The organism is Streptomyces sp. NPDC050147 (genome assembly GCF_040660195.1).
Taxonomy (GTDB): Bacteria; Actinomycetota; Actinomycetes; order Streptomycetales; family Streptomycetaceae; genus Streptomyces.
This window is the reverse complement of record NZ_JBFALJ010000005.1, coordinates 18098-38432: the sequence shown is the minus strand read 5'-3', so window position 1 is coordinate 38432 and position 20335 is coordinate 18098. Positions and strand designations below refer to the sequence as shown.

The 20335-nt window shown below is 72.0% G+C and carries 17 protein-coding genes; 9 read left to right on the top strand and 8 right to left on the bottom strand.

The genetic code is table 11. The features are described from left to right. Positions 1–55 precede the first annotated feature (55 nt). Positions 56–1330, top strand: coding sequence for an ABC transporter substrate-binding protein (locus AB0I94_RS10410; RefSeq protein WP_363309070.1), 1275 nt, complete (start codon positions 56–58; stop codon positions 1328–1330). Positions 1331–1384: 54 nt separating this feature from the next. Here AB0I94_RS10410 and AB0I94_RS10405 read toward each other — a convergent pair whose 3' ends face one another. Continuing rightward, the gene (locus AB0I94_RS10405; RefSeq protein ID WP_363309318.1) at positions 1385–3361 is read right to left on the bottom strand and encodes a hypothetical protein; all 1977 of its coding nucleotides are present in this window, start codon (positions 3359–3361) and stop codon (positions 1385–1387) included. 372 nt (positions 3362–3733) lie between these two features. Further along, positions 3734–5122, bottom strand: a complete 1389-nt coding sequence (locus AB0I94_RS10400) for a transcriptional regulator (protein ID WP_363309069.1) — start codon at positions 5120–5122, stop codon at positions 3734–3736. A 298-nt stretch (positions 5123–5420) separates the two neighbouring features. Here AB0I94_RS10400 and AB0I94_RS10395 point away from each other — a divergent pair, with 298 nt between their 5' ends. The 4 genes from AB0I94_RS10395 to AB0I94_RS10380 all read left to right on the top strand — a co-directional run bounded on the left by AB0I94_RS10395 (position 5421) and on the right by AB0I94_RS10380 (position 10386). Further along, a complete protein-coding gene (locus AB0I94_RS10395; RefSeq protein ID WP_363309068.1) occupies positions 5421–6068 on the top strand; it encodes a bifunctional DNA primase/polymerase in 648 nt (215 codons plus the stop codon). 108 nt (positions 6069–6176) lie between these two features. Beyond that, the gene (locus tag AB0I94_RS10390; protein WP_363309067.1) at positions 6177–6959 is read left to right on the top strand and encodes an ABC transporter ATP-binding protein; all 783 of its coding nucleotides are present in this window, start codon (positions 6177–6179) and stop codon (positions 6957–6959) included. Beyond that, a complete protein-coding gene (locus tag AB0I94_RS10385; protein WP_363309066.1) occupies positions 6956–8569 on the top strand; it encodes a transporter in 1614 nt (537 codons plus the stop codon). Before AB0I94_RS10390 ends, AB0I94_RS10385 begins: the two co-directional genes overlap by 4 nt. A gap of 446 nt (positions 8570–9015) precedes the next feature. After that, complete coding sequence (locus AB0I94_RS10380) at positions 9016–10386, top strand: PAS domain-containing protein (RefSeq protein WP_363309065.1); 1371 nt, start codon at positions 9016–9018, stop codon at positions 10384–10386. Between the two features lie 381 nt (positions 10387–10767). Here AB0I94_RS10380 and AB0I94_RS10375 read toward each other — a convergent pair whose 3' ends face one another. From AB0I94_RS10375 to AB0I94_RS10360, 4 genes are read right to left on the bottom strand one after another with little or no spacing between them, the layout of a single operon-like run. After that, positions 10768–11985 (bottom strand): ABC transporter permease, encoded by a 1218-nt coding sequence (locus AB0I94_RS10375; RefSeq protein WP_363309064.1) that lies wholly within the window; start codon positions 11983–11985, stop codon positions 10768–10770. Continuing rightward, complete coding sequence (locus tag AB0I94_RS10370) at positions 11982–12683, bottom strand: ABC transporter ATP-binding protein (protein WP_363309063.1); 702 nt, start codon at positions 12681–12683, stop codon at positions 11982–11984. Before AB0I94_RS10370 ends, AB0I94_RS10375 begins: the two co-directional genes overlap by 4 nt. Then, positions 12680–13747 (bottom strand): peptidoglycan-binding protein, encoded by a 1068-nt coding sequence (locus tag AB0I94_RS10365; RefSeq protein WP_363309061.1) that lies wholly within the window; start codon positions 13745–13747, stop codon positions 12680–12682. Before AB0I94_RS10365 ends, AB0I94_RS10370 begins: the two co-directional genes overlap by 4 nt. Continuing rightward, positions 13744–14238 (bottom strand): hypothetical protein, encoded by a 495-nt coding sequence (locus tag AB0I94_RS10360; protein ID WP_363309060.1) that lies wholly within the window; start codon positions 14236–14238, stop codon positions 13744–13746. The genes AB0I94_RS10365 and AB0I94_RS10360 overlap by 4 nt, the downstream gene beginning before the upstream one ends. 121 nt (positions 14239–14359) lie before the next feature. Between AB0I94_RS10360 and AB0I94_RS10355 the strand changes: the two genes are divergently transcribed. Together AB0I94_RS10355 and AB0I94_RS10350 are read left to right on the top strand one after the other, a co-directional pair. Beyond that, positions 14360–15028: a response regulator transcription factor gene (locus tag AB0I94_RS10355; protein ID WP_363309059.1), complete on the top strand. Its 669-nt coding sequence runs from the start codon at positions 14360–14362 to the stop codon at positions 15026–15028. Between the two features lie 110 nt (positions 15029–15138). Next, positions 15139–16350, top strand: coding sequence for an ATP-binding protein (locus AB0I94_RS10350; protein WP_363309058.1), 1212 nt, complete (start codon positions 15139–15141; stop codon positions 16348–16350). Positions 16351–16382: 32 nt separating this feature from the next. Here AB0I94_RS10350 and AB0I94_RS10345 read toward each other — a convergent pair whose 3' ends face one another. Beyond that, the gene (locus AB0I94_RS10345; protein ID WP_363309057.1) at positions 16383–17147 is read right to left on the bottom strand and encodes an SIS domain-containing protein; all 765 of its coding nucleotides are present in this window, start codon (positions 17145–17147) and stop codon (positions 16383–16385) included. A 215-nt stretch (positions 17148–17362) separates the two neighbouring features. On the opposite strand from AB0I94_RS10345, the gene AB0I94_RS10340 reads away from it, so the two are divergent. Together AB0I94_RS10340 and AB0I94_RS10335 are read left to right on the top strand one after the other, a co-directional pair. After that, positions 17363–18055 (top strand): metal-dependent transcriptional regulator, encoded by a 693-nt coding sequence (locus tag AB0I94_RS10340; RefSeq protein ID WP_363309056.1) that lies wholly within the window; start codon positions 17363–17365, stop codon positions 18053–18055. A 587-nt stretch (positions 18056–18642) separates the two neighbouring features. Then, positions 18643–19506: an alpha/beta hydrolase gene (locus tag AB0I94_RS10335; protein WP_363309055.1), complete on the top strand. Its 864-nt coding sequence runs from the start codon at positions 18643–18645 to the stop codon at positions 19504–19506. A gap of 10 nt (positions 19507–19516) precedes the next feature. Here AB0I94_RS10335 and pdxH read toward each other — a convergent pair whose 3' ends face one another. Continuing rightward, a complete protein-coding gene (pdxH, locus tag AB0I94_RS10330) occupies positions 19517–20158 on the bottom strand; it encodes a pyridoxamine 5'-phosphate oxidase (RefSeq protein WP_363309317.1) in 642 nt (213 codons plus the stop codon). Positions 20159–20335: the final 177 nt, after the last annotated feature.

Here is a 20335-nt window from a genome sequence, read left to right as displayed (position 1 = left end):
TGCGTTGAGAACGCGTCACTCCATGGTTGGCGCTGCGACGGAATCGTGCAGGACCATGCCCGTCTCACGACGCACCTTGTTCCCCCGCCCCTCCAAGACCGCAGCGCTCACCGCGGCCGCCCTGGTGGCGGCGGGTGCGTCCCTGACCACCGCGTGCGGGGTCGTCCCTGGTTCCACGGGGGGATCCAGGGAGGACCCCGTGACCGTCATGACCTGGGCCCCCGAGAAGACCAGGGCGAGCAACAAGCCGGGCATCCCGGCGATGGCGCAGGCCTACGCGCGCTGGGTCAACGCGAACGGCGGCCTCGACGGCCGTGAGCTCAAGGTCATCACCTGCAACGACCACAACGACCCGGTGGGCGCAGCCGACTGCGCCCGCGAGGCGGTCGACAAGGAGGTGGCGGCCGTCGTCGGCTCGTACAGCCAGCACGGCCGGTCCTTCCTCTCCCCCCTCGAAGTCGCCGGCATCCCCTACATCGGCGGGTACGGCGTCACCGACGAGGAGTTCAGCAGCCCCCTGTCGTACCCCGTCAACGGCGGCGAACCGGCGCTCATGGCGGGCAACGGCCGCCAGCTCGCCGACCGCTGCGAGCGTGTCTCCCTCGTACGCCCCGACACGATCGCCGGTGACGACCTGCCGGGGCTCCTGGACGCGGGCCTCACCGAGGGCCGCCACAAGCCCTCCTTCGACATCCGGGCGCCCGAGGACGGCACCGACTTCACGGCACAGGCCGAGCAGGCGCTGGAGCGCGCGGGCACCGGCGGCTGTGTGACGGCGGCCCTCGGGGAGCGCACGGACACGTTCTACGACTCCTACCGGCGCACCGAGGACGCGTATCCGACCGCGAAGATCTCCTCCGTGCTCGGCAGCGTCGACCAGTCCCTCGTCGACCGCACGGGCGGCGGCAAGGGACCGTACGAAGGCGCCTACCTCACCGGCTGGTACCCCGCCGCGAGCGACGCGCGCTGGGACGAGATGCGCGAGGTCATCCGGCAGCAGGCCTTCGGCGACAACCGGGTCGACCCGACGGACGCGGGCGTGCAGACGACGTGGATCGCCTACACCGTCCTGAAGCAGACCGTCGAGTCGCTCGACGGCGGCGAGGTCTCGGCGCGGACGCTGCGGCGGGCGCTCGACAAGGGGCTCAAGGTGGAGACGGGCGGGCTCACGCCCACCCTGAGCTGGCGCTTCAAGGACATGCTCGCGGCGAGCGACTTCCCGCGCCTGGTCAACGCGGACGTCACGTTCCAGATGGTGCGCGACGGCCGCCTGGTGCCTGCCCGCAAGGGCTTCGTGAACGTCTCGAAGACTCTGGAGCGGGTGGAATGACCCGCACGGGGCCCCCGGGGACCCGCTGCCCCGGGCCCCCGCTGCCCCGCCGCCCTAGAGCTGGGACTTGTCGCGGGTGGTGAGCCCGTACCGCTTGGCGATGGTGTTCCACAGCCCGGCCGCTTCCTGCTTGGCCGTGGTCGCCTCGCCGCTCGACTTGTTCCCGGCGACCGCCTGCGGCGTCGTACGGGCGTGGCCCTTCTTGCAGCCCTTCTTGCCCGCGACCTGGCCCGCCCACGCGGCGTAGTGGTTGTCGGCCGCCGCGGACGCCTTCCACGCCTTGGTGAGGGAGGCGGTCAGCTGGGCGTTGGCCGGAAGCTTGTCCACCGAGAGCCCCGAGAGGCGCGTGACCAGGCCGTTGCGCTGCTTGGCCGCGTTACGCAGATCGGTGGCCGACTGGGCGAGGTCGGCGCACTTTCCCACGTTGCGTACGGCGGCGATCACCGAGTCACGGCTGTTGTTGCTGTCGGCCAGGAGCTTGTCCAGGGCGACGGCCTGCTCCTTGGCGGGGTCGACGGAAGGCGACGGTTTCTCGGCGGGCGCGGACTCGGAGACGGTCTGCGGGCTGTCCTTCTCCTCGTCACCGCCGCCGCTGAGGAGAGCACCCGCCCCGACGCCGACCAGCGCGATGGCGACACCGACGGCCGCGAAGAGCGGCACCTTCGACCCGGTGCGGCCCCCTCCGCGCGACGCGGGGGCAGCGGCCGCGGCGCGGCGCGCGGCGCGACCGCCGCCGTCGCCCTGGCCGTGGCCCGCGGGCTGCGGCGGCTCGAAGCGGGGCATCTGCTGGGTCGACGCGGGGCCTTCGGATTCCGGCTGCTCGGTGCGGAAGAGGCTGTCGAACTCGGCGGGCGGCTGCCGGTCGCCCGGGGCGCCGGGCCGTATCCCGAAGGGTGCCTTGCCGGGCTCGGCGGGCACGGGCGGGATGTACTGCGTGGGCTCGCTGTCGGAACCGGCAGCCGGTGGCATGGGCGCACCGGGCATGGGCCCGCGCCCCAGAAACTGCGTGGCCTCCCCCGCGGGCGCCTCGGGCGGCAGGGCGCCGGGGGCGACGGGGGGTATGTACTGCGTGGCGCCTTCGTCGGCGCCTGCGCCTGCGGCGGGCGTCGCGGGTATGTACTGCGTGGCGCTTTCGTCGGTACCTGCGCCTGCGGCGGGCGTCGCGGGTATGTACTGCGTGGCGTCCGCGTCACCCGCGGCGACGGGCGGCAGCGGCGCGAGGCCTCCGGCGACGGGCGGCAAGGGCACACCGGCAGCACCGGAGCCGCTCGGGGGAAGCTGGCCGGACTGTGCGGCGGGCGGCGTCTGCTCGCCCTGAATGGCGGCCGGAAGCTGCCCGGGCAGCCCGGCCTGACCCGCTTGCCCGGCCTGCCCCGCCGCCGGAAGCGGCTGTCCCGGCTGGCCGGGGTACGAGGCGTCGGCGGACTGTCCGGGGTACGAGGCGTCGGCGGGCTGGCCCGCGTGGGTGCCGCCCGCCGCGGGTCTCGCATGCGCGCCGGCTGCGGGCCGGCCCGCGTGCGCCCCACCCCCCGGCCCGGTGTAGGGCACGTCGGCGGCGGGCTGCCCCGCGTGCGTGCCCGCGTGCTGCCCACCGTGAGCGGGGCCCGCGTGCTGACCGCCCTGCGGCTGCCCCGTGTACGGTGCGTCCGCGTTCTGTGGCGCCCCGTAAGGAGCACCCTGCGGCTGGCCCCCGTAAGCGGCGTTCGGAGCCTGTCGGCCGTATGCGTCACTCTGCGGCCGGCCGCCGTACGCGTCGCCCGGGAGCTGGCCGCCGTACGCGCCGGCCGGCTGCTGGCCCCCGTACGTGCCGTCCGTGGGCGGGCCCCCGTACGAAGCGCCCTGCGCGTGGTCCTGGTGCTGCGCGCCCTCGGGGGGCAGCGGGGTGCCCGCGCCGTACGACTGCTGCGGGCCGGCGGCGGAGTCCCACGCCTGGTCCGAGCCGGGCGGCGGGTCGGCCGGGGCCGGGCCCCACGGCTGGCCCCAGGGGCTGCCGCCCGCGGGGGCCACCTGGTCGCCGGTGGTGCCGGGCATCAAGGGCTCGCTTCCGTCGGCAGGCAGCACGATGCCTTCGTGCGCGTGCCGGTCCGCGGAATGCGGATCGGAGGAAGCGGCGCCCTGCCCGCTCTGCTGCGTCACCGGGACTCCTACGAATGGGGGACCTACGGAACCGTCGGCTCACGCTACCGGGTCGCCACAGCCGTCTGCCACGCAGCTCAAACCTCCGAGGCCGCATCAATCGCGGAAGTAACAAAAGCTCTCCGTGAAACGCTGATTACGTCACCGGGCAGGACCGGCCACGTACGGGAGTTGGCTGTTCATGGTGCGGAAAGGGCGGGGACGGGCCGCGTTCACCGGTGCGCGACACACATCACAAACCCTTCACGCACCCGAACCCGCGCTCCTTCACGCCGCCTGGAGGTCCATCCGCGCCCCGAACTCCCTTACCACCGGCTCCTCGCGGTACGGACCGAGCCGCTGCTGGAAGTCCTCCAGATACTCGGCGCCGCGGTTCGACCGCAGCGTGCCGAGCAGTTCGACCGCCTTCAGACCCGTGTGGCACGCCTGCTCGACGTCCCGGCTCTGCACCTGCGCCGTGGCGAGCAGGACGAGGCCGATCGCCCGTCGCCGCGCCCGTGTCTCCGGATGCCCCGCGAGGGACTCCTCGGCACTGCGCGCCGCCGCGTCCGCCTGACCCAAGTCACGGTGACAATGAGCCAGTTCATCGGCCAGATACGCGTGGTCGAAGTGCTGGATCCACACCGGGTCGTCGCCCGAGTCCGCTTCCCCGGACGCCCGATCCATCGCCTCGACCGCACGGCCCGCGACGGCCTGGGTCGAACGCCCGTCCCCGAGCAGCGCGTGCCCCCTCGCCTCGGCGGCGTAGAACATGGCCTCCGCGCGCGGAGTGACCCGCCCGCGCGTCCCCTCCTGGGCCGCCCGCGCCAACTGCGCGATCTCCCGCGGATTGCCGAGCTGGGCCGCGAGATGGCTCATGGACGCGGCCAGGACATAGCCGCCGTATCCCCGGTCGCCCGCGGCTTGAGCGAGCCGCAGCGCCTGGATGTAGTACCGCTGGGCCAGGCCCGGTTGGCCCGTGTCCACCGCCATGTAGCCGGCGAGTTCCGTCAACCGCGCTACGGCGGAGAACAGTTCGCGTCCCACCGCCTCGCGGTACGAACCAGCGAGCAGTCCCGACACCACGCTGTTCAGGTAGTGCACGACGACCGGCCGCACATGCCCGCTGCCGTACTGGTGGTCCAGTTGCGTCAGCGCCTCCGTCATGGCCCGCACCGCGGCCACGTCACAGAGCCCGACCCGCGGCCCGGCCATCCGGCCGACCTGCGCGTCCGGGGACGAGATCAGCCAGTCCCGGCTCGGCTCGACGAGCGCGGAAGCGGCGACGGACGAGCCGGACAGGAAGTCCCGCCGCCCCACGTCGCTGCGCCACAGCTCGCATACCTGCTCGATGGCGCCGAGCACGGTGGGCGAGAACTGCAGGCCGACGCCGGAGGCGAGATTCTTGCCGTTCGCCATGCCGATCTCGTCGATCGTGACCGTCCGGCCCAGCTTGCGGCCCAGTGCCTCCGCGATGATGCCGGGCGCCCTGCCGCGCGGCTGCTGACCGCGCAGCCACCGGGCGACCGACGTCTTGTCGTAGCGCAGATCGAGACCGTGCTCCGCGCCGCACATGTTGACCCGGCGGGCCAGGCCCGCGTTCGAGCAACCCGCTTCCTGAATGAGTGCCTGCAGCCTTTCGTTGGGCTGCCGCGCGACGAGCGGCCTTGCGGCCATGGCGTACCCCCTGATGTGCACCGTGGTTCATCTGGACGGAGGGGCCGGAATCGGCCACCCCAGATGATCAATGCCCTTGGGACAAACGGAAGATGCACCACAAACGGACGATAAGTCGGTAACCGGGCTTCTTCGGAGTGCCCCAGCCTTGGCTACCCGCACATGGAACCCATTGCCCATGCGCGCCCCCGCCCGTGCACCCATGCGCCCCACATGCAGGATCGATGCTCCGCCCCCGCGCACGCGCCAGCCGTAACCGTAGGTGTCGGGCGGAGTTGAGAAGTCCGTGGAAGAGACCATGGGAGTCACGTCAGCCGCGCGCATCCCGAAGCAGCGCGGAGAATCCTTGCTGGACACGGCCGTGCGATACGCGGAAGAGCGCCACTGGGACGTCTTCCCCGGGACATGGCTCGAGTCCGTCGAGGGGGCCGAAATCTGCTCGTGCGGTGACACCGCGTGCGCGACACCCGGCTCGCACCCGGCGCGCGAGGACTGGGCCACGCAGGCGACGGGCAGCGCGACCGGCGCCAGGCGGCTGTGGTCCAAGCAGCCGCAGTCGTCGATCCTGCTGCCGACGGGCCGTACGTTCGACGCGATCGACGTGCCGGAGACGGCCGGGTTCCTCGCGCTCGCCCGCATGGAGCGGATGGAGCTGACGCTCGGCCCCGTGACCTGCACACCCGATCGCCGGATGCAGTTCTTCGTCCTGCCGGGCGCCACCGCGAAGGTCCCTGACCTGGTACGCAAGCTGGGCTGGCCGCCCTCCGCGATCGACCTGGTCTCGCTGGGCGAGGGCGCGTACGTCGCCGCGCCGCCCACCCGGTTCGGTGCGAGCGGCGCCGTGCAGTGGGCCTGCCGCCCCACCGCGGCGAACCGCTGGCTCCCCGACGCGGAGGAGATCATCTCGCCGCTGGCGTACGCGTGCGGGCGCGAGGCGCGGCGGTAGGCGCATCACCGGAGCACGGACGCCGGACGGGCTGGATGTCCAAGCCCGTCCGGCGTTCTGGCCCCTGGCCGTCGTATCGTGCGGCAACGGCGACGAAGGGCGGACACGGTGAGCGGAGAAGTACCGGCAGCGGTACGGGTGCAAGGGCTGTGGAAGGCCTTCGGCCAACAGATCGCCGTCGCCGGGATCGATCTCACGCTGCCCGCGGGCAAGTTCATCGGCCTTGTCGGGCCGAACGGCGCCGGCAAGACCACCACCCTGTCCATGGTCACCGGGCTTCTGCGGCCGGACCGGGGCACGGTGCAGGTCGTCGGCCACGACGTCTGGACCGACCCCGTCCAGGTCAAGGCCCGCATCGGCGTCCTCCCCGAAGGGCTGCGCCTCTTCGAGCGCCTCTCGGGGCGCGAACTCCTCGCGTACACCGGACGACTCCGCGGGCTTCCCGGCGACGAGGTCGACAAGAGAGCCACCCAACTCCTCGACGTGCTCGATCTCGCGGGCGCCCAGCACAAACTAGTGGTCGACTACTCGACGGGCATGCGCAAGAAGATCGGGCTCGCCGCGGCCCTGCTCCACAACCCCGAAGTCCTCTTCCTCGACGAGCCCTTCGAAGGCGTCGACCCGGTCTCCGCGCAGACCATCCGCGGCGTCCTGGAGCGCTACACCGCCTCCGGGGCGACGGTCGTCTTCTCCTCCCACGTCATGGAACTCGTCGAATCGCTCTGCGACTGGGTCGCCGTGATGGCCGCGGGACGCATCCGCGCCCAGGGCACCCTCGCCGAGGTCCGCGGCGACTCGCCCTCGCTCCAGCAGGCGTTCCTCGAACTGGTCGGCGCGGGAGGCCGCGACACCGGCTCGCACCTCGACTGGCTGGGCGGCGGCACCCGGTGAGGGCGCCCGCGACAGCCGCGCCCGCGCCCTCCGCGTCCATCACTCCGGTCTTCGTACGCCTGAAGCTCGCGCTCCTGCGCAACGGACTGCACCAGTCGACCGGCCGCCGCGCCGCCTACGTCGCGTCCGTCGTCGCGGCGCTCCTCGTCGCCGCCCTCCAGCTCCTCGGCCTGATCGCCCTGCGCGGCAACGAACACGCCGCCACCGTCTCCGTCCTGCTCACCGCGGTGCTCGCGCTCGGCTGGGCGGTGATGCCGCTGTTCTTCCCCAGCGGCGACGAGACCCTCGACCCCACCCGCCTGGTGATGCTGCCGCTGCGTCCCCGTCCGCTGGTGCGCGCGCTCCTCGTCGCGTCCCTGGTCGGCATCGGCCCGCTGTTCACCCTCTGCCTCGCGCTCGGCTCGGTCATCGCCCTCGCGCACGGCGCGGCAGCGGCCGTCACCGGCGTCCTGGCCATCGCCCTCACCCTGCTGATCTGCGTGGCCCTCGCGCGCACCGTCGCCGCCGCCAACATCCGGCTGCTGACCAGCCGCAAGGGGCGCGATCTGGCCGTTCTGAGCGGCCTGCTCATCGCGGTCGGGGCGCAGGTCGTCAACTTCGGGGCGCAGCGCCTGGGTTCGTCGGGGCTCTCGCAGCTCGACCCGGCGGCGGACGTCGTGCGCTGGATCCCGCCCGCCTCGGCGATCGGCGCGGTCGGCTCCGTGAGCGAGGGCTCGTACGCGACGGGAATCATCCAACTCGTACTGAGCGCGGGGGCTCTCGCCACCCTCCTCGCCCTCTGGCAGCGCAGCCTGACCCGCCTGATGACGGCCCCCGACGGCTCGACGCTCGCGGCGGCGGAACCCACCAAGGCCCGCGCGGCACACGGCCTGGTGCGCCTGCTGCCCGGCGGACGCACCGGCACGGTGATGGAGCGCAGCCTGCGCTACGTGTGGCGCGACCCGAAGACGAAGGCGGCCTGGGTGACGTCCCTGGCCATCGGCCTCATCGTGCCGCTCTTCAACGCCCTGCAAGGGACCGGCTCCATCTACTTCGCGTGCTTCGCGGCCGGGATGCTAGGCGTCCTGATGTACAACCAGTTCGGCCAGGACACCTCGGCGTTCTGGATGGTCGCGATGACGATCTCGTCGACGTACGACGCGTACATCGAGATCCGTGCCCGCGCCCTGGCCCTCCTCGTGATCACCCTTCCGTACGCGACGCTGGTGACGGTGATCACGGCGGCCGTGCTCGGCGACTGGACCGGTCTGGCGGAGGGGCTCGGCCTCTCCTTCGCCCTGCTCGGCGCGATGCTGGCGACCGGGGCCTGGTCGTCGGCCCGCTTCCCCTACTCGATCCCGCAGGAGGGCTACAAGAACGTGGCCCCGGGGCAGGCGGGCCTGGCCTGGATCTCGATCTTCGGTGGGATGGTCGCCGCGGCCCTGCTCTGCGCCCCGGTGCTCGCCTTCACCATCTGGCTGCACGTCTCGGGTGAGAGTTCCTGGTCCTGGGTGCTGCTGCCGCTCGGCGGGGCCTACGGAGCGCTGATCACCTACTGCGGCCTGCGGCTCGCGGCGCCGAGGGTGGCGCGCGCGCTGCCGGAGATCCTGACGGCGGTCAGCAAGGGCTGAGGGGCGCCTCACGACGCAGACGACCCGCGAGCCGTGGTTCCCGCCGTACGAGACGGCGGGAAGCCGGCCGGACTCACCGGCGGCTCGCGGGTCGGGTGACTGCTTGGGATTGGGCCGGTCGCACGCACATCACACGTGCTGGTCCGGCGCCGAAATCGAGTTGCGACGACGGGCCACTAGCCCGCAGTCACCTCACGCGTCCGGTTTCCATACATCTGCCGAACCACCTCCCTTCGTGTGTACGTGCCACCCTAGGAACCGCCCCGTCCGTCGCACAAGCGATTTATGCGGGGCGTTGCACAGTGCTTTGGGGGCAACGATTTCGTCCAACTTCTGGGAAGTACCTGTGGGCTGCGTCACGTTCGAGTTCAATGATCTGACGTGCGGTACACGCGGAACTCGCAGAACATGCAGCTCATGAGGACACGGCCTGCAGGGGGTGCCAGGTGAGTGCTTCCCGGCGTAGCGGAACCACCGACGAGCTGGGGCCCGAAGAGCCCGAGCCCGGTGGGGCCGAACTGCTCGCGGCATTGCTGGACGGGATGGACGCCGCCCTGTGCGCGTTCGACGCCGACGGGGTGGTGACGCACTGGAATCGTGAGGCCGAGCGGATTCTCGGGTGGTCGGCGGCGGAGGCCGTCGGGCGGCAGGGGTTCGCGGGGTGGGCGGTGCGGACGGCCGACGCCGAAGAGGTCGAGGCTCGGCTGCTGTCCGCCATGGAGGCGCCCGGGCGCCAGGTGCACGAGTTCGCGCTGGTGACGAAGGACGGCGGGCGGGTGCTCGTGCGGACGCAGTCCGCCGCCGTGCGGGGCGGGGACGGGAAGTCCGCCGGGGTGTACTGCGCGTTCAGCGAGGTCCACGCGCAGATCGACCTGGAGCGTTCCATCGCGCTGAGCGAGGCGCTGTTCGACAGCGCGTCGTGGGGTGTGGTGCTCGTCGACGCGGATCTGCGCCCCGCAGTGGCGAACGAACATGCCGCGCGGGCTCTGGGGATGGGGCGTACGGCGTTGCTGGGGCGGCCCCTCGGGGAGTTGCTCGGGCAGGGGGTGGAGGAGCTGGAGAGCGCGCTGAGCCATGTGCTCGCCGAGGGGGCTCCGCCCGCGCCCGCCGAGATGTGGGTGTCCGTGCGGGCCACGGAGAGCGGTGAGCCTGAGCGGCGCTGTTGGCGCAGCGGCTTTCTGCGGCTGGCGTCGCCGCTCGCGGAGGAGCCGGTGCCGTTGGGGGTCGCCTGGCTCTTCCTGGACGTGACGGAGGCCAAGCAGACCGAGCAGGAGGCGGCGCAACTGCGGTTCCGCTCGCAGCAGTTGCACCGGGCGGCGAGGGCCGCGGGTGAGTGCGAGGACCCGACGGAGGCGGCGACGGTCCAGCTGGACTTCGCCCTTGCCGGGTTCGCCGACCACGCGTTGATCGATCTGGTGGCGGGCGACGACGAGCCGGTGCGGCTGATCCGGGTCGCCGCCACGCCTGCCGGTGCCCCGGGGCCGTGCCTGCCGGTGGCCAAGGCGGGGCTGCCCGTCCGCTACCTGGAGGGCCATCCGGCCCCGCAGTGCGTGGAGCGGGTGGGTTCCGTACGGGCGAGTGCGGGCACCGCGCCGCCTGAGCGCGCCCGGGAGTGGGCGGCGGCCAGGCAGTGGCCGGAGGACGCCGTCCACGCCTTGTGCGCGGTGCTGCGCAGCCGGGGCCGGACGCTGGGGGTGGTGACGTTCCTGCGGGGCGCGAGCCGCACGCAGTTCGAGCGGGCGGACGCGATGTACGCGGAGAGTGTGGCGGCGAGGGTTGCGGCGGCGCTTGACCTGGCCCACGCCCTGAGCCCCTGACGACACGGCTCCTGCCGGGGGGGCTGCCCTACGGGGCGGGCGGTTGTTCAGGGTCTCCGCTTCCCTGCGGGGGGGGGCGGGTGTTCAGGGTCTCCGCGTTTCTGCCGGTCGGTGGGTGGGTGTTCGAGGCCACCGCTGCGCGGCGGATCTTTCCCACCCACCCACCCGATTACCCTGCGGTACATCGGGTGGGTGATCACCCGTTGCGGGACAAACCGGGGGGTGAGCATCCGCTGCCGGGCAAACGGGTGGGTGGGTGGGTGGGTGGGGAGCATCCGCCGCGAAGCGGCGGTCCAGCGGTCCAGGAGAGCGCCGCACCGGACCGACAAGCCGCATCCAGCGCCAGGCCCCGGGAGCCCAAAGCCCCGTCCGCCCAGCCCGCTAGGCCGCGTGCAGCGCCAAGGTCGGGGAGAGCCTCGCCGCCCGTACCGCCGGGTACAGTCCCGCCACCGTCCCGATCACCAGCGTTGCCCCGAAGCCGCCGCTCACCGCCCACAGGGGGACCACCCAGGGGAGCCCGCCCGACACCGCGTACGCGGCAGTCGCCGCCGCGCCCAGGGCGATTCCCGCGAGGCCGCCGAGCCCGGACAGCATCAGGGACTCCGTCACGAACTGAATCCGGATCTGCCCCTTCGTCGCGCCCATCGAGCGGCGCAATCCGATCTCGTACCGCCGCTCCAGGACCGAGATGATCATGGTGTTGGCTACGCCGACTCCTCCCACCAGCAGCGCGATCCCGCCCAGGCCGAGCAGCAGCGTGGAGAACGCTCCCTCCGTCGCCGCCTTCGCCTTGAGTGCCGAGGACGGGTCGGTGACCTGGACGTTGCGTGGGTTCTCCGGGTCGATCGACGCCGCGAGCAGGCTCCTGACCTCGTGCACCGAGGCATCGGTCGACCGCTCGTACACCGAGGTGGGGCGGCCGTCGAAGCCGAGTTCGCTCTTCGCCGCCTTCCAGCCCACCAGGGCCGAGCGCTCCACGTCGGGCGAGAGCGGCAGCGGGTCGAGGATGCCGACGACCGTGAAGTAGCGGTCGTCCACCCAGACTTGCCGGCCCGGCCGCGTGATGCCGAGACGGTCCGCCGCGACGTGGCCGAGGACGATCGACGGGTATCGGCTGTTGGCCGCGTTGAACCATGTGCCGTGCCCCATCTCACCCCGCAGCACCTTCAGCAGGCCCTCGGTCGCCGCCTTGACGGAGATGCCGCCGGTCTCGTCCTCGGGGATCTTCTCGCTGCGCCGCACGCTGCGTTCGAGGTCGCCGGTCGCGCCGACGTCCCGTACGCCCTTCACCCGGGAGACCCGGCCCGCGGCGTCGCGCGGGAGTACCACCTTCTCGCCGGAGAACATCGGCTCCCCAGGGGCGGCCACCAGCATGTTCGTGCCCAACTCGTCCAGCTCACGCATGAGTTGCGCCTTGCTGGAGGATGAGATGCCGACCACCGCGATCATTGTGGCGATCCCGATGGCGATCCCCAGCGCCGACAGAACGACCCGCACGGGGCGGCTGCGCAGACCCGCCGAGCCGACGTGGAGGACGTCCCTCGGTCCGAGCCGCGCCGCCTTCAACCGTGGGTTCCTGGTCCTCTTCGTACGGATCATCCGGCGAGCACCCCCTCACCCGTCGTGGCGCGGACGTCCGCCACCACCTGCCCGTCCCGTATCCGCACCTGGCGCGGCAGCCGTTCCGCGATCTCCGTGTCGTGCGTGATGACGGCGATGGTGGCGCCCTCCGCGTTGAGCTCGTGAAGCAGCTCCATCACCGCCTCGCCGGAGGCCGAGTCCAACGCCCCGGTGGGCTCGTCGGCCAGGAGCAGGTCCGGCGCTCCGACCACCGCCCGCGCGATGGCGACGCGCTGCTTCTGGCCGCCGGAGAGTTCGTGCGGGCGGTGCTTCATACGGTCCGCGAGGCCGACCCGGTCCAGGGCCTCCGCGGCCCGCGCGCGGCGCTCCGAGCGCGAGAGCCCGGAGTACAGGAGCCCCTCCGCCACGTTGTCGCGTGCGCTGATCCCCGGCACGAGGTGGAACGCCTGGAACACGAAACCGATGTGCCGTGCGCGCAGCGCGGAGAGGCTGCGGTCGGCGAGCTTCGCGACGTCGTGCCCCGCGATCGCCACCGAGCCCTCCGAGGGGCGGTCGAGGGTGCCGATGATGTGCAGCAGCGTCGACTTGCCGGACCCGGAGGGGCCGACGATGGCGAGGAGTTCACCCTCCTCGACCCTGAGATTTACCCCGCGCAGGGCGGCGACCCCGCCCGGGTACTCCTTGGTGACCCCGCCCAACTCCACGACGGCGCTCATATCTTGGGCACCCCGACCTTCATTCCGTCCCGCAGGCCGCCGCCGGTGACCTCGACGCGCCCCTGCCCGAACATGCCGAGCTCGACCTTCACCTGGCGGGCGCGGCCGTGCTCGACGACCTGGACGCCGTAGCCTCCGCCGGGCAGCGCGAGGAGGGCGTTGACGGGGACGGAGAGTACGTCCTCGCGGGTTTCACCGGTGAGGTTCACCGTCACCGGGGACTGGTCGAAGCCGTCGACCTTGCCGGGATCGTCGAAGGAGACCGTCACCGGGATCTTGGGGGTCTTGTCGGCGGGGTCGTCGCCCGGCTTGGCGGTCTTGCCGACGGACGCGACCTTCCCCTTGGCCGTCGAGCCGTCCGGCAGGTCCACGGTGACCTTGGTGCCCACCTTGGCGAGCTTCCCCTCGGCGACGTCGAGCTGGAACCGTACGACCCGCTTTGACCCGGTGGTGCTGAGCACCGGCTTGCCCGGCGCGACCTGGTCGCCGACGGCCGACTCGGTGGACTTCACGCGGACGCCGCCCGGTGAGAAGGCGATCTGATCGGGTCCCACCCGGCCCGTCTGCTTCCGGTCGTGCGCCTTCTGCCACTGTTTGACGGCGGCGGCGGTACCCGCCGTGTACGTGTCGTCCACGGCCAGCCCGGCACCGTACCCGAGCGCCTGCAGATTCTCCTCGAGCTGCCGTACGTCGTTGCCCTCGTCACCGGTCCTCAGCGTGCGGTACATGGGCTCGGTGCCGTACATGAGGCGCACGGGGACGCCGTTGACCTCGTACAGGCGCCCGTCGCGTGTGACGGTCGAACCGCTGCCTGCCGACCACGTCAACGTTCCGGTGGTGCCCGCGTTGACCTTGCGTTCCTTGGCGTAGCCGAGGGTGCCGTCGGTCTGGGTTCCGCTGCTGAGGTCACCGCGTTCGACGGGCGCGGTGGCGGGCGGGAGTCCGGAGTCCTGGCTCACGGACTCGTCCTTGCCGTTGTCGGCGATGGCGGTGACGGCGACGCCGCCGCCGGTGATCGCCAGCAGGGACACGACGGTGGCGACGACGGCGGTGCGGCGCCTCACGCGACGATGTCCTTGCACGCCTCGGCGGCCTTCTCCATCTTCTTCGCCTCGGCGCCCTTGGGCATCTTCTGGGCTTCCATGGCGCCGCCGTCGAACTTCGGGTCGGGCATGTCGAAGCCGTTCTCGCGCATGCAGCGGGCGTACTTCAGCATCTTGTCCTTGTCGGCCTGCGAGACCGATCCGCCGCCCGACCTGCCGTTCTTGCCGGCGCACTCCTTCATGGCGGCCTCCATCTTCTCCTTGCTCAGATCGCCGCCGATGGTGATGCCGCGGCTGTCCTCGCCGGCCTTGGGCTCGGGCACCTCGAGGCCGTGCTTGCGCAGGCACTCGCGCTCCTTGAACGCGGCGTCGGCCTGCTTGCCCTTGCCACCGTCGGCCTTGTCCTGGCTGCTCTCGCCGCCGCCGGAGGAGCAGGCTCCGGCGAACAGGGCGAGGGCGGCGAACCCCGTCGCGATGGCGGTCGAGCGCGTACGAGTCCTCAGAGTCCTCATGGCGTCCCCTTCACTTCACTGGTCGCTGTGACGCGCACAGGCTGGCGGGAAGGAGGGTTTCGTTTCTCTCAACGGAGACGCTTACACCGACGAAAGGTGCACTTCAGGTACACAGGGCCGCATGCGCGTACTGCTGGTGGAGGACGAGGAATTCCTGGCCGAGATGATCGCCGACGGGCTGCGCCGCGACGCGCTCGCGGTCGACGTCGCGGCCGACGGCCTGACGGCGCTGCGCAAGCTACAACTCGGTGAGTACGACGTCGTCATCCTGGACCGGGATCTGCCGGGCCTGCACGGCGACGAGGTGTGCCGCAGGGTGGTGGGGCAGCGGCTGCTCACGCGCGTCCTGATGCTGACGGCGTCGGCGACGGTCCGGGACCGGGTGGCGGGCCTGGGCCTCGGCGCGGACGACTACCTGACCAAGCCCTTCGCGTACGACGAGCTCCTCGCCCGCGTCCTCGCCCTCGGCCGCCGCACGCGCCCCGCGCTCCCGCCCGTCATCGAGCGCGCGGGCCTCACCCTGGACACGGCCCGCCGCCAGGCGAGCCGCGACGGCCGCCATCTGGCACTCTCCCGCAAGGAGTTCGCGGTCCTGGAGGCGCTGCTGCGGGCCGAGGGGGCGGTGGTCAGCGGTGACGACCTGATCGAACAGGTCTGGGAGGAAGACACCAGCTACCGCACGAACGCGGTCCGCGTCACCCTCTCCAAACTCCGCACCAAGCTGGGCGATCCCCCGGTGGTGGAGACGGTGCCCGGCGCGGGCTACCGGATCACCGAGCGGTCGGCGTGAAGCGCTCCGGCGGGCGGCGCCACGGTGCGGGCGTGACCGGCGCGGGCGAGGTCCGCACGGCTGCGCGCGGGGGCGGCCGGCCCCGCCTCCGGATGATGCGCCGGCCGGCCATGCGCAGCGAGCGCGCCCGTCTCACCGCCCTCTACGGCGGCATGCTCGTCCTCGCGGGAGGGCTGCTCACCGGGCTCGTCTACTTCCTCGTACGGCAGGGGCTCTACTCCTCGATCAGTACCGCCGTCACCACCGCCGTCCCCGCCCGCAGGCTGGACCCGCCCTGGCGGGTTCCCGCCCCGGACCCGTCCGCGTCGGCCGCCCGGCACATGCCCACGGACAGCGTCACGGCCACCGACATCACGCAGGGTCTCGCCGTCACGAAGATCAGCGATGTCGCCGAGCAGGCGGCCCTGAGCCGGCTGCTCACGGTCTCCGTCATCGTCCTGTTCGCCTACGCGGCGCTCTCCATCCTGCTCGCCTGGTGGATGGCGGGCCGCGTCCTGCACCCGGTGGCCGTGATCACCGGCACCGCGCGGCGCCTGTCCGGCGAGAATCTGCACGAGCGGATCGCGCTCGACGCCCCGCCCGGCGAGCTGAAACAGCTGGCCGACACCTTCGACGAGATGCTCGGGCGGATAGAGCAACTGGTCGGCGCGCAGCAGCGGTTCGCCGCCAACGCCGCGCACGAGCTGCGCACCCCGCTCGCCATGCAGCGGGCCGCCGCCGAGATCGGTCTCGCGGGCGAGCCCGACGCGGAACAGGTGGCCCGGATTCGTACGAAGCTCATCTCCATCGCCGACGACAGCGAGCATCTGATCGAGGGGCTGCTGTTCCTCGCCGGATCGGAGCAGGGCCTCGAGCGGCGTGAGCCCGTCGCCCTCGACGTCATCGCCGACGCCGTGGCGGAAGGGCTCGCGGGCCGGGCGGCCGAGCGGGAGGTGACCCTCTCTCTGCACGCCGAGCCGCTCACCGTGCTCGGCGACGGGGTGCTCCTGGACCGTCTGGTGCACAACCTGGTGGCGAACGCCTTGGATTACAACGTCAAGGGCGGCCGGGTCGAGGTGCGCACAGGGCCCGAGGGCGTGGAGGTCGTCAACACCGGACCCGTCGTCCCGCCGGAGACCGTCCCGCACCTCTTCGAGCCTTTCCGGCGCCTTCGGGAACGTACCCACGCGCGCGGGGAGGGCGCGGGCCTCGGCCTGTCCATCGTCGCCGCGATCGCCCGCGCGCACGGAGCGCAGGCGACCGCGGAGGCGAACGCGGCGGGAGGCGGGCTCAGCGTGCGCGTGCGCTTCCCCACGGGCCCGCAGGGGGCTCAGCGGCGGTAGCGGAGGCCTCAGCGGCGGTGGAGGAGGCGGCCTCAGCGGCGGTAGAAGATCCGGTCTCCGTACTCCTGGAACACCTTGCCGTTCCAGTCGTGCCCCCCGTCCACGTTCCCCGACCGGAGCAGCGGGGGTTGGATCCCCCGCCCCGCCAGCACCTCGACGGCGGTCGCCAGCGTCGCCTGCATGATCGCGTTGGCGACCACGCTGGAGGCGGGCCCGAAGGGCGCGTCGACCGTGTCGAGGCTGAGCTCCGCGTCACCGAGGGCGATCTTGGAGTCGATCACGACGTCGCAGTGGTCCTTCAGGAAGGTGCCGGACACGTGCCGCGACTTCGTCTCCGTCGCGTACGCCACCGACGTCACCCCGATGACCTTCAGGCCCAGCGCGCGGGCGTTCATCGCCATCTCCACGGGCAGCGAGTTGCGCCCGGAGAGCGAGATGATCACGAGTGCGTCGCCGGGGCGGGCCGGCGAGGAGTCCAGGACGGCGCCCGCGAGCCCGTCCACCCGCTCCAGGGCCGAGCCGAGCGTGGCGGGCATGACGTCGATGCCGACGACCCCGGGGACGGCCAGGAGGTTCATCAGGGCGAGGCCGCCCGCGCGGTAGACGACGTCCTGGGCGGCCAGCGAGGAGTGTCCGGCGCCGAAGGCGAAGAGCCTGCCGCCGGCCTCGACCGCGTCGGCGAGCAGCGTGCCGGCCGCGTCGACGTTGCCGGCCTCCTCGTCGCGCACCCGCCCGAGCAGCCCGATCGCGGCGTCGATGTACTGACCGGCCAGCTTGTTCTCGCTCTTCGAGCCCATGCGCCGAGGAACCTTTCCGGGTACGTATGTCCTGCACGTATTTCGCGTGTGCCGCGGATCACGTTGCGGTCTGGACCAGTGCCCTGTCAATACGGCCCGAGCACCCCGTCGAGGCTGCCCGGAACCGGTTTTCCTCCGGCGCGACCCGGTTGTCAGCGGTATGCGTCAGACTTGAGTGCAGGGCCGGCCGCACGAGCGAGATCTGAGGGGCACCCATGTCGGGGCTTATTGACACCACTGAGATGTATTTGCGCACCATCCTCGAGCTGGAGGAGGAAGGTGTGGTCCCCATGCGCGCCCGGATCGCCGAGCGTCTCGACCAGAGCGGGCCGACGGTGAGCCAGACGGTCGCGCGCATGGAGCGGGACGGCCTGGTGGCCGTCGCCAGCGACCGTCACCTGGAGCTGACCGAGGAGGGCCGCAGGCTCGCCACCCGCGTGATGCGCAAGCACCGCCTGGCCGAGTGCCTCCTCGTCGACGTGATCGGCCTGGAGTGGGAGCAGGTCCACGCGGAGGCGTGTCGCTGGGAGCACGTGATGAGCGAGGCGGTGGAGCGCCGCGTCCTGGAGCTCCTGCGCCACCCCACCGAGTCTCCGTACGGCAACCCGATCCCGGGCCTGGAGGAGCTGGGCGAGAAGGACGGGGCCGACCCGTTCCTGGACGAGGGCATGGTCTCCCTGGTCGACCTCGACCCCGGCACGGAGGGCAAGACCGTCGTGGTGCGCCGCATCGGCGAGCCGATCCAGACGGACGCGCAGCTCATGTACACGCTGCGGCGCGCGGGCGTGCAGCCGGGCTCCGTGGTGAGCGTGACGGAGTCCGCGGGCGGGGTGCTCGTGGGCAGCAGCGGTGAGGCCGCTGAGCTGAACACGGAGGTCGCCTCGCACGTCTTCGTCGCCAAGCGCTGAGGCCGGCCGGACCGGGATTCGGCGAGATCCGGCTCCCGCCACTGATAATTCGCGTCAACTGGCGGTAACGGTTGGGCAGTTGTGTCGACCTCGGGCCCGATGGGGGTCCAAGATTCAGTGTGCCGAATCGCAGCGCCCGGACGTTTTGCGTGCGAGGCTGTCGCGAGAGGCATATGACTTGAGGGCTCTTGCCGTGTCGGCGCGTGGTCGCCGCCACGGCCGTGGGAGGGGGCAGGAGGATGTGCCCATCAGGTGAGCGGGCGCGCGTGCACGGACAGTGCGCGTCGGCGCCCCCTGTGCACGCAGAGGGCCCCGGCGCCCTTGAGCGCCGGGGCCTGTCCTCCCCTGTTCTGACCCGGAGCCCCGAGCTCTCAGGGTCATTCCCCTCGGACCGTTTTCCCCGAGCGGCCCGCCTCCCGATGAAGATCTCCCCTCGGCGACGGCGGTCAATCCTTGAGCATGGTCACTCGAATGAGGGGTGTTGGCGGCGAACTGGCCGCTTTCGAAAAAGAGTTCGATAGCGTGCGGGGGTGCGTGACAGAACCAGGCGTTCAGCCCGAGAGGATTCAAGGGGGGTGCCAGGAAACATGGTGCGGCGCATTGACGTGACAGGCGCGGGTGGCGTGCGCCTCGCTGCCTGGGAGTTCGCCGATCCTCCCAAGTCCAGGGAGACCGACGGGCCGCCTGGTGGCGTGCTGTTACTGCACGGCCTGATGGGCCGGGCATCGCACTGGGCGGGCACCGCCCGCTGGCTCGCCGAGCGACATCGCGCGGTCGCACTCGACCAGCGCGCGCACGGGCAGAGCGAGAAGCCCCCCGAGGGCCCCTTCACCCGCGAGGCCTACGTGGACGACGCCGAGGCCGCGCTCGTCCAGCTCGGCCTCGCCCCCGCCGTCCTCATCGGCCACTCCATGGGCGCGCTCACCGCCTGGCAGCTCGCCGCGAAGCGCCCCGACCTCGTCCGCGCCCTGATCGTCTGCGACATGCGGGCCTCCGCTCTGGGCGCCGCATCGCAGCGCGAGTGGGAGGACTGGTTCAAGGCCTGGCCCGTGCCCTTCGCCACGCTCGCCGACGTACGGAAGTGGTTCGGCGAGGACGACCCCTGGGTCGAGCGGCCCACCCCCTCCCGCGGTGAGTTCTTCGCCGAGGTGATGACCGAGGGCCCCGACGGCTGGCGCCCCGTCTTCGACCGCGAACAGATGCTGAAGTCCCGCGAGACCTGGGTGTACGACGCCCACTGGGAGGACCTGGCCCAGGTCCAGTGCCCCGCCCTGGTCGTCCGCGGCCTGGACGGCGAGCTGGGCCGCGCCGAGTCCCAGGAAATGGTCCGCGTACTGCCCCGCGGGGCCTACGCGGAGGTGGCCGACGCCGGGCACCTGGTGCACTACGACCAGCCGGAGGCCTGGCGCGAGGCGATCCAGCCGTTCCTGGACGGGGTCCTGACGGGGTAGGCCACGGCCATCACGGACTGAGGCGCTCCACCGTCCAGCCCGAAGCGGCCGCGGCGCCGTCCTGCTCCGTCCGTACGACGTAGCGCAGGCGGTCGTGCAGGCGGTTCGCCCTGCCCTGCCAGAATTCGACGCTCCGGGGCGCGACCCGGAAGCCGCCCCAGTGCGCGGGCGCGGGCACCTGCTCGCCCTCCGGGTAACGCGCCTCCAAGTCGGCGTACGCACGGTCCAGTTCCTCGCGCGTGGCGATGACCGACGACTGGGCGCTGGCCCAGGCGCCAAGCTGGGAGCCGTGCGGACGGGTGCGGAAGTACGCCACGGTCTCCTCGCGGGCGACGCGCTCCGCCACGCCCGTGACGATGACCTGGCGGGCCATCGGGTGCCAGGGGAAGAGCAGCGAGATGTTCGGGTTCGCGGCCAGATCGCGGGCTTTGCGGGAGTCGTAGTTGGTGAAGAAGACGAAGCCGCGCTCGTCGTACCCCTTCAGCAGGACCGTGCGTGAGCCGGGGCGGCCCTCGGCGTCCACCGTCGAGACGACCATGGCGTTCGGCTCGTACAGCAGGCCCGCGTCGGCCGCGGCCAGCGCCTGCGTGAACCAGAGCGCGAACAGCTCGACGGGCGTGGCGGGCGCCTGGTCCTCGGTGAGTCCGTCCATGCCGTAGTGGGCCCGGATGGCGGCGAGATCGGACACGGGAGAGGCGGGAGCGGCGGGAGCGGCAGATGAGGAGGCTGATGCTGAGGCGTCGGCTCGATCGGTCACCCGGTCATCTTGCCGTATACGAAGGGCTGTCCGACGAGCTGTCGTACGCCACGGAGAGGGTGACGTGTGGCA

What these genes read in the sequence shown, in the direction of transcription:
- AB0I94_RS10350 (WP_363309058.1), top strand. Translation starts at nt 15,139, where the DNA reads ATGCGCAGCGAGCGCGCCCGTCTCACCGCCCTCTACGGCGGCATGCTC.
- AB0I94_RS10360 (WP_363309060.1), bottom strand. Translation starts at nt 14,238, where the DNA reads ATGAGGACTCTGAGGACTCGTACGCGCTCGACCGCCATCGCGACGGGG.
- AB0I94_RS10335 (WP_363309055.1), top strand. Translation starts at nt 18,643, where the DNA reads ATGGTGCGGCGCATTGACGTGACAGGCGCGGGTGGCGTGCGCCTCGCT.
- AB0I94_RS10370 (WP_363309063.1), bottom strand. Translation starts at nt 12,683, where the DNA reads ATGAGCGCCGTCGTGGAGTTGGGCGGGGTCACCAAGGAGTACCCGGGC.
- AB0I94_RS10340 (WP_363309056.1), top strand. Translation starts at nt 17,363, where the DNA reads ATGTCGGGGCTTATTGACACCACTGAGATGTATTTGCGCACCATCCTC.
- AB0I94_RS10410 (WP_363309070.1), top strand. Translation starts at nt 56, where the DNA reads ATGCCCGTCTCACGACGCACCTTGTTCCCCCGCCCCTCCAAGACCGCA.
- AB0I94_RS10405 (WP_363309318.1), bottom strand. Translation starts at nt 3,361, where the DNA reads ATGCCCGGCACCACCGGCGACCAGGTGGCCCCCGCGGGCGGCAGCCCC.
- AB0I94_RS10355 (WP_363309059.1), top strand. Translation starts at nt 14,360, where the DNA reads ATGCGCGTACTGCTGGTGGAGGACGAGGAATTCCTGGCCGAGATGATC.
- AB0I94_RS10375 (WP_363309064.1), bottom strand. Translation starts at nt 11,985, where the DNA reads ATGATCCGTACGAAGAGGACCAGGAACCCACGGTTGAAGGCGGCGCGG.
- pdxH (WP_363309317.1), bottom strand. Translation starts at nt 20,158, where the DNA reads ATGGACGGACTCACCGAGGACCAGGCGCCCGCCACGCCCGTCGAGCTG.
- AB0I94_RS10345 (WP_363309057.1), bottom strand. Translation starts at nt 17,147, where the DNA reads ATGGGCTCGAAGAGCGAGAACAAGCTGGCCGGTCAGTACATCGACGCC.
- AB0I94_RS10400 (WP_363309069.1), bottom strand. Translation starts at nt 5,122, where the DNA reads ATGGCCGCAAGGCCGCTCGTCGCGCGGCAGCCCAACGAAAGGCTGCAG.
- AB0I94_RS10395 (WP_363309068.1), top strand. Translation starts at nt 5,421, where the DNA reads ATGGGAGTCACGTCAGCCGCGCGCATCCCGAAGCAGCGCGGAGAATCC.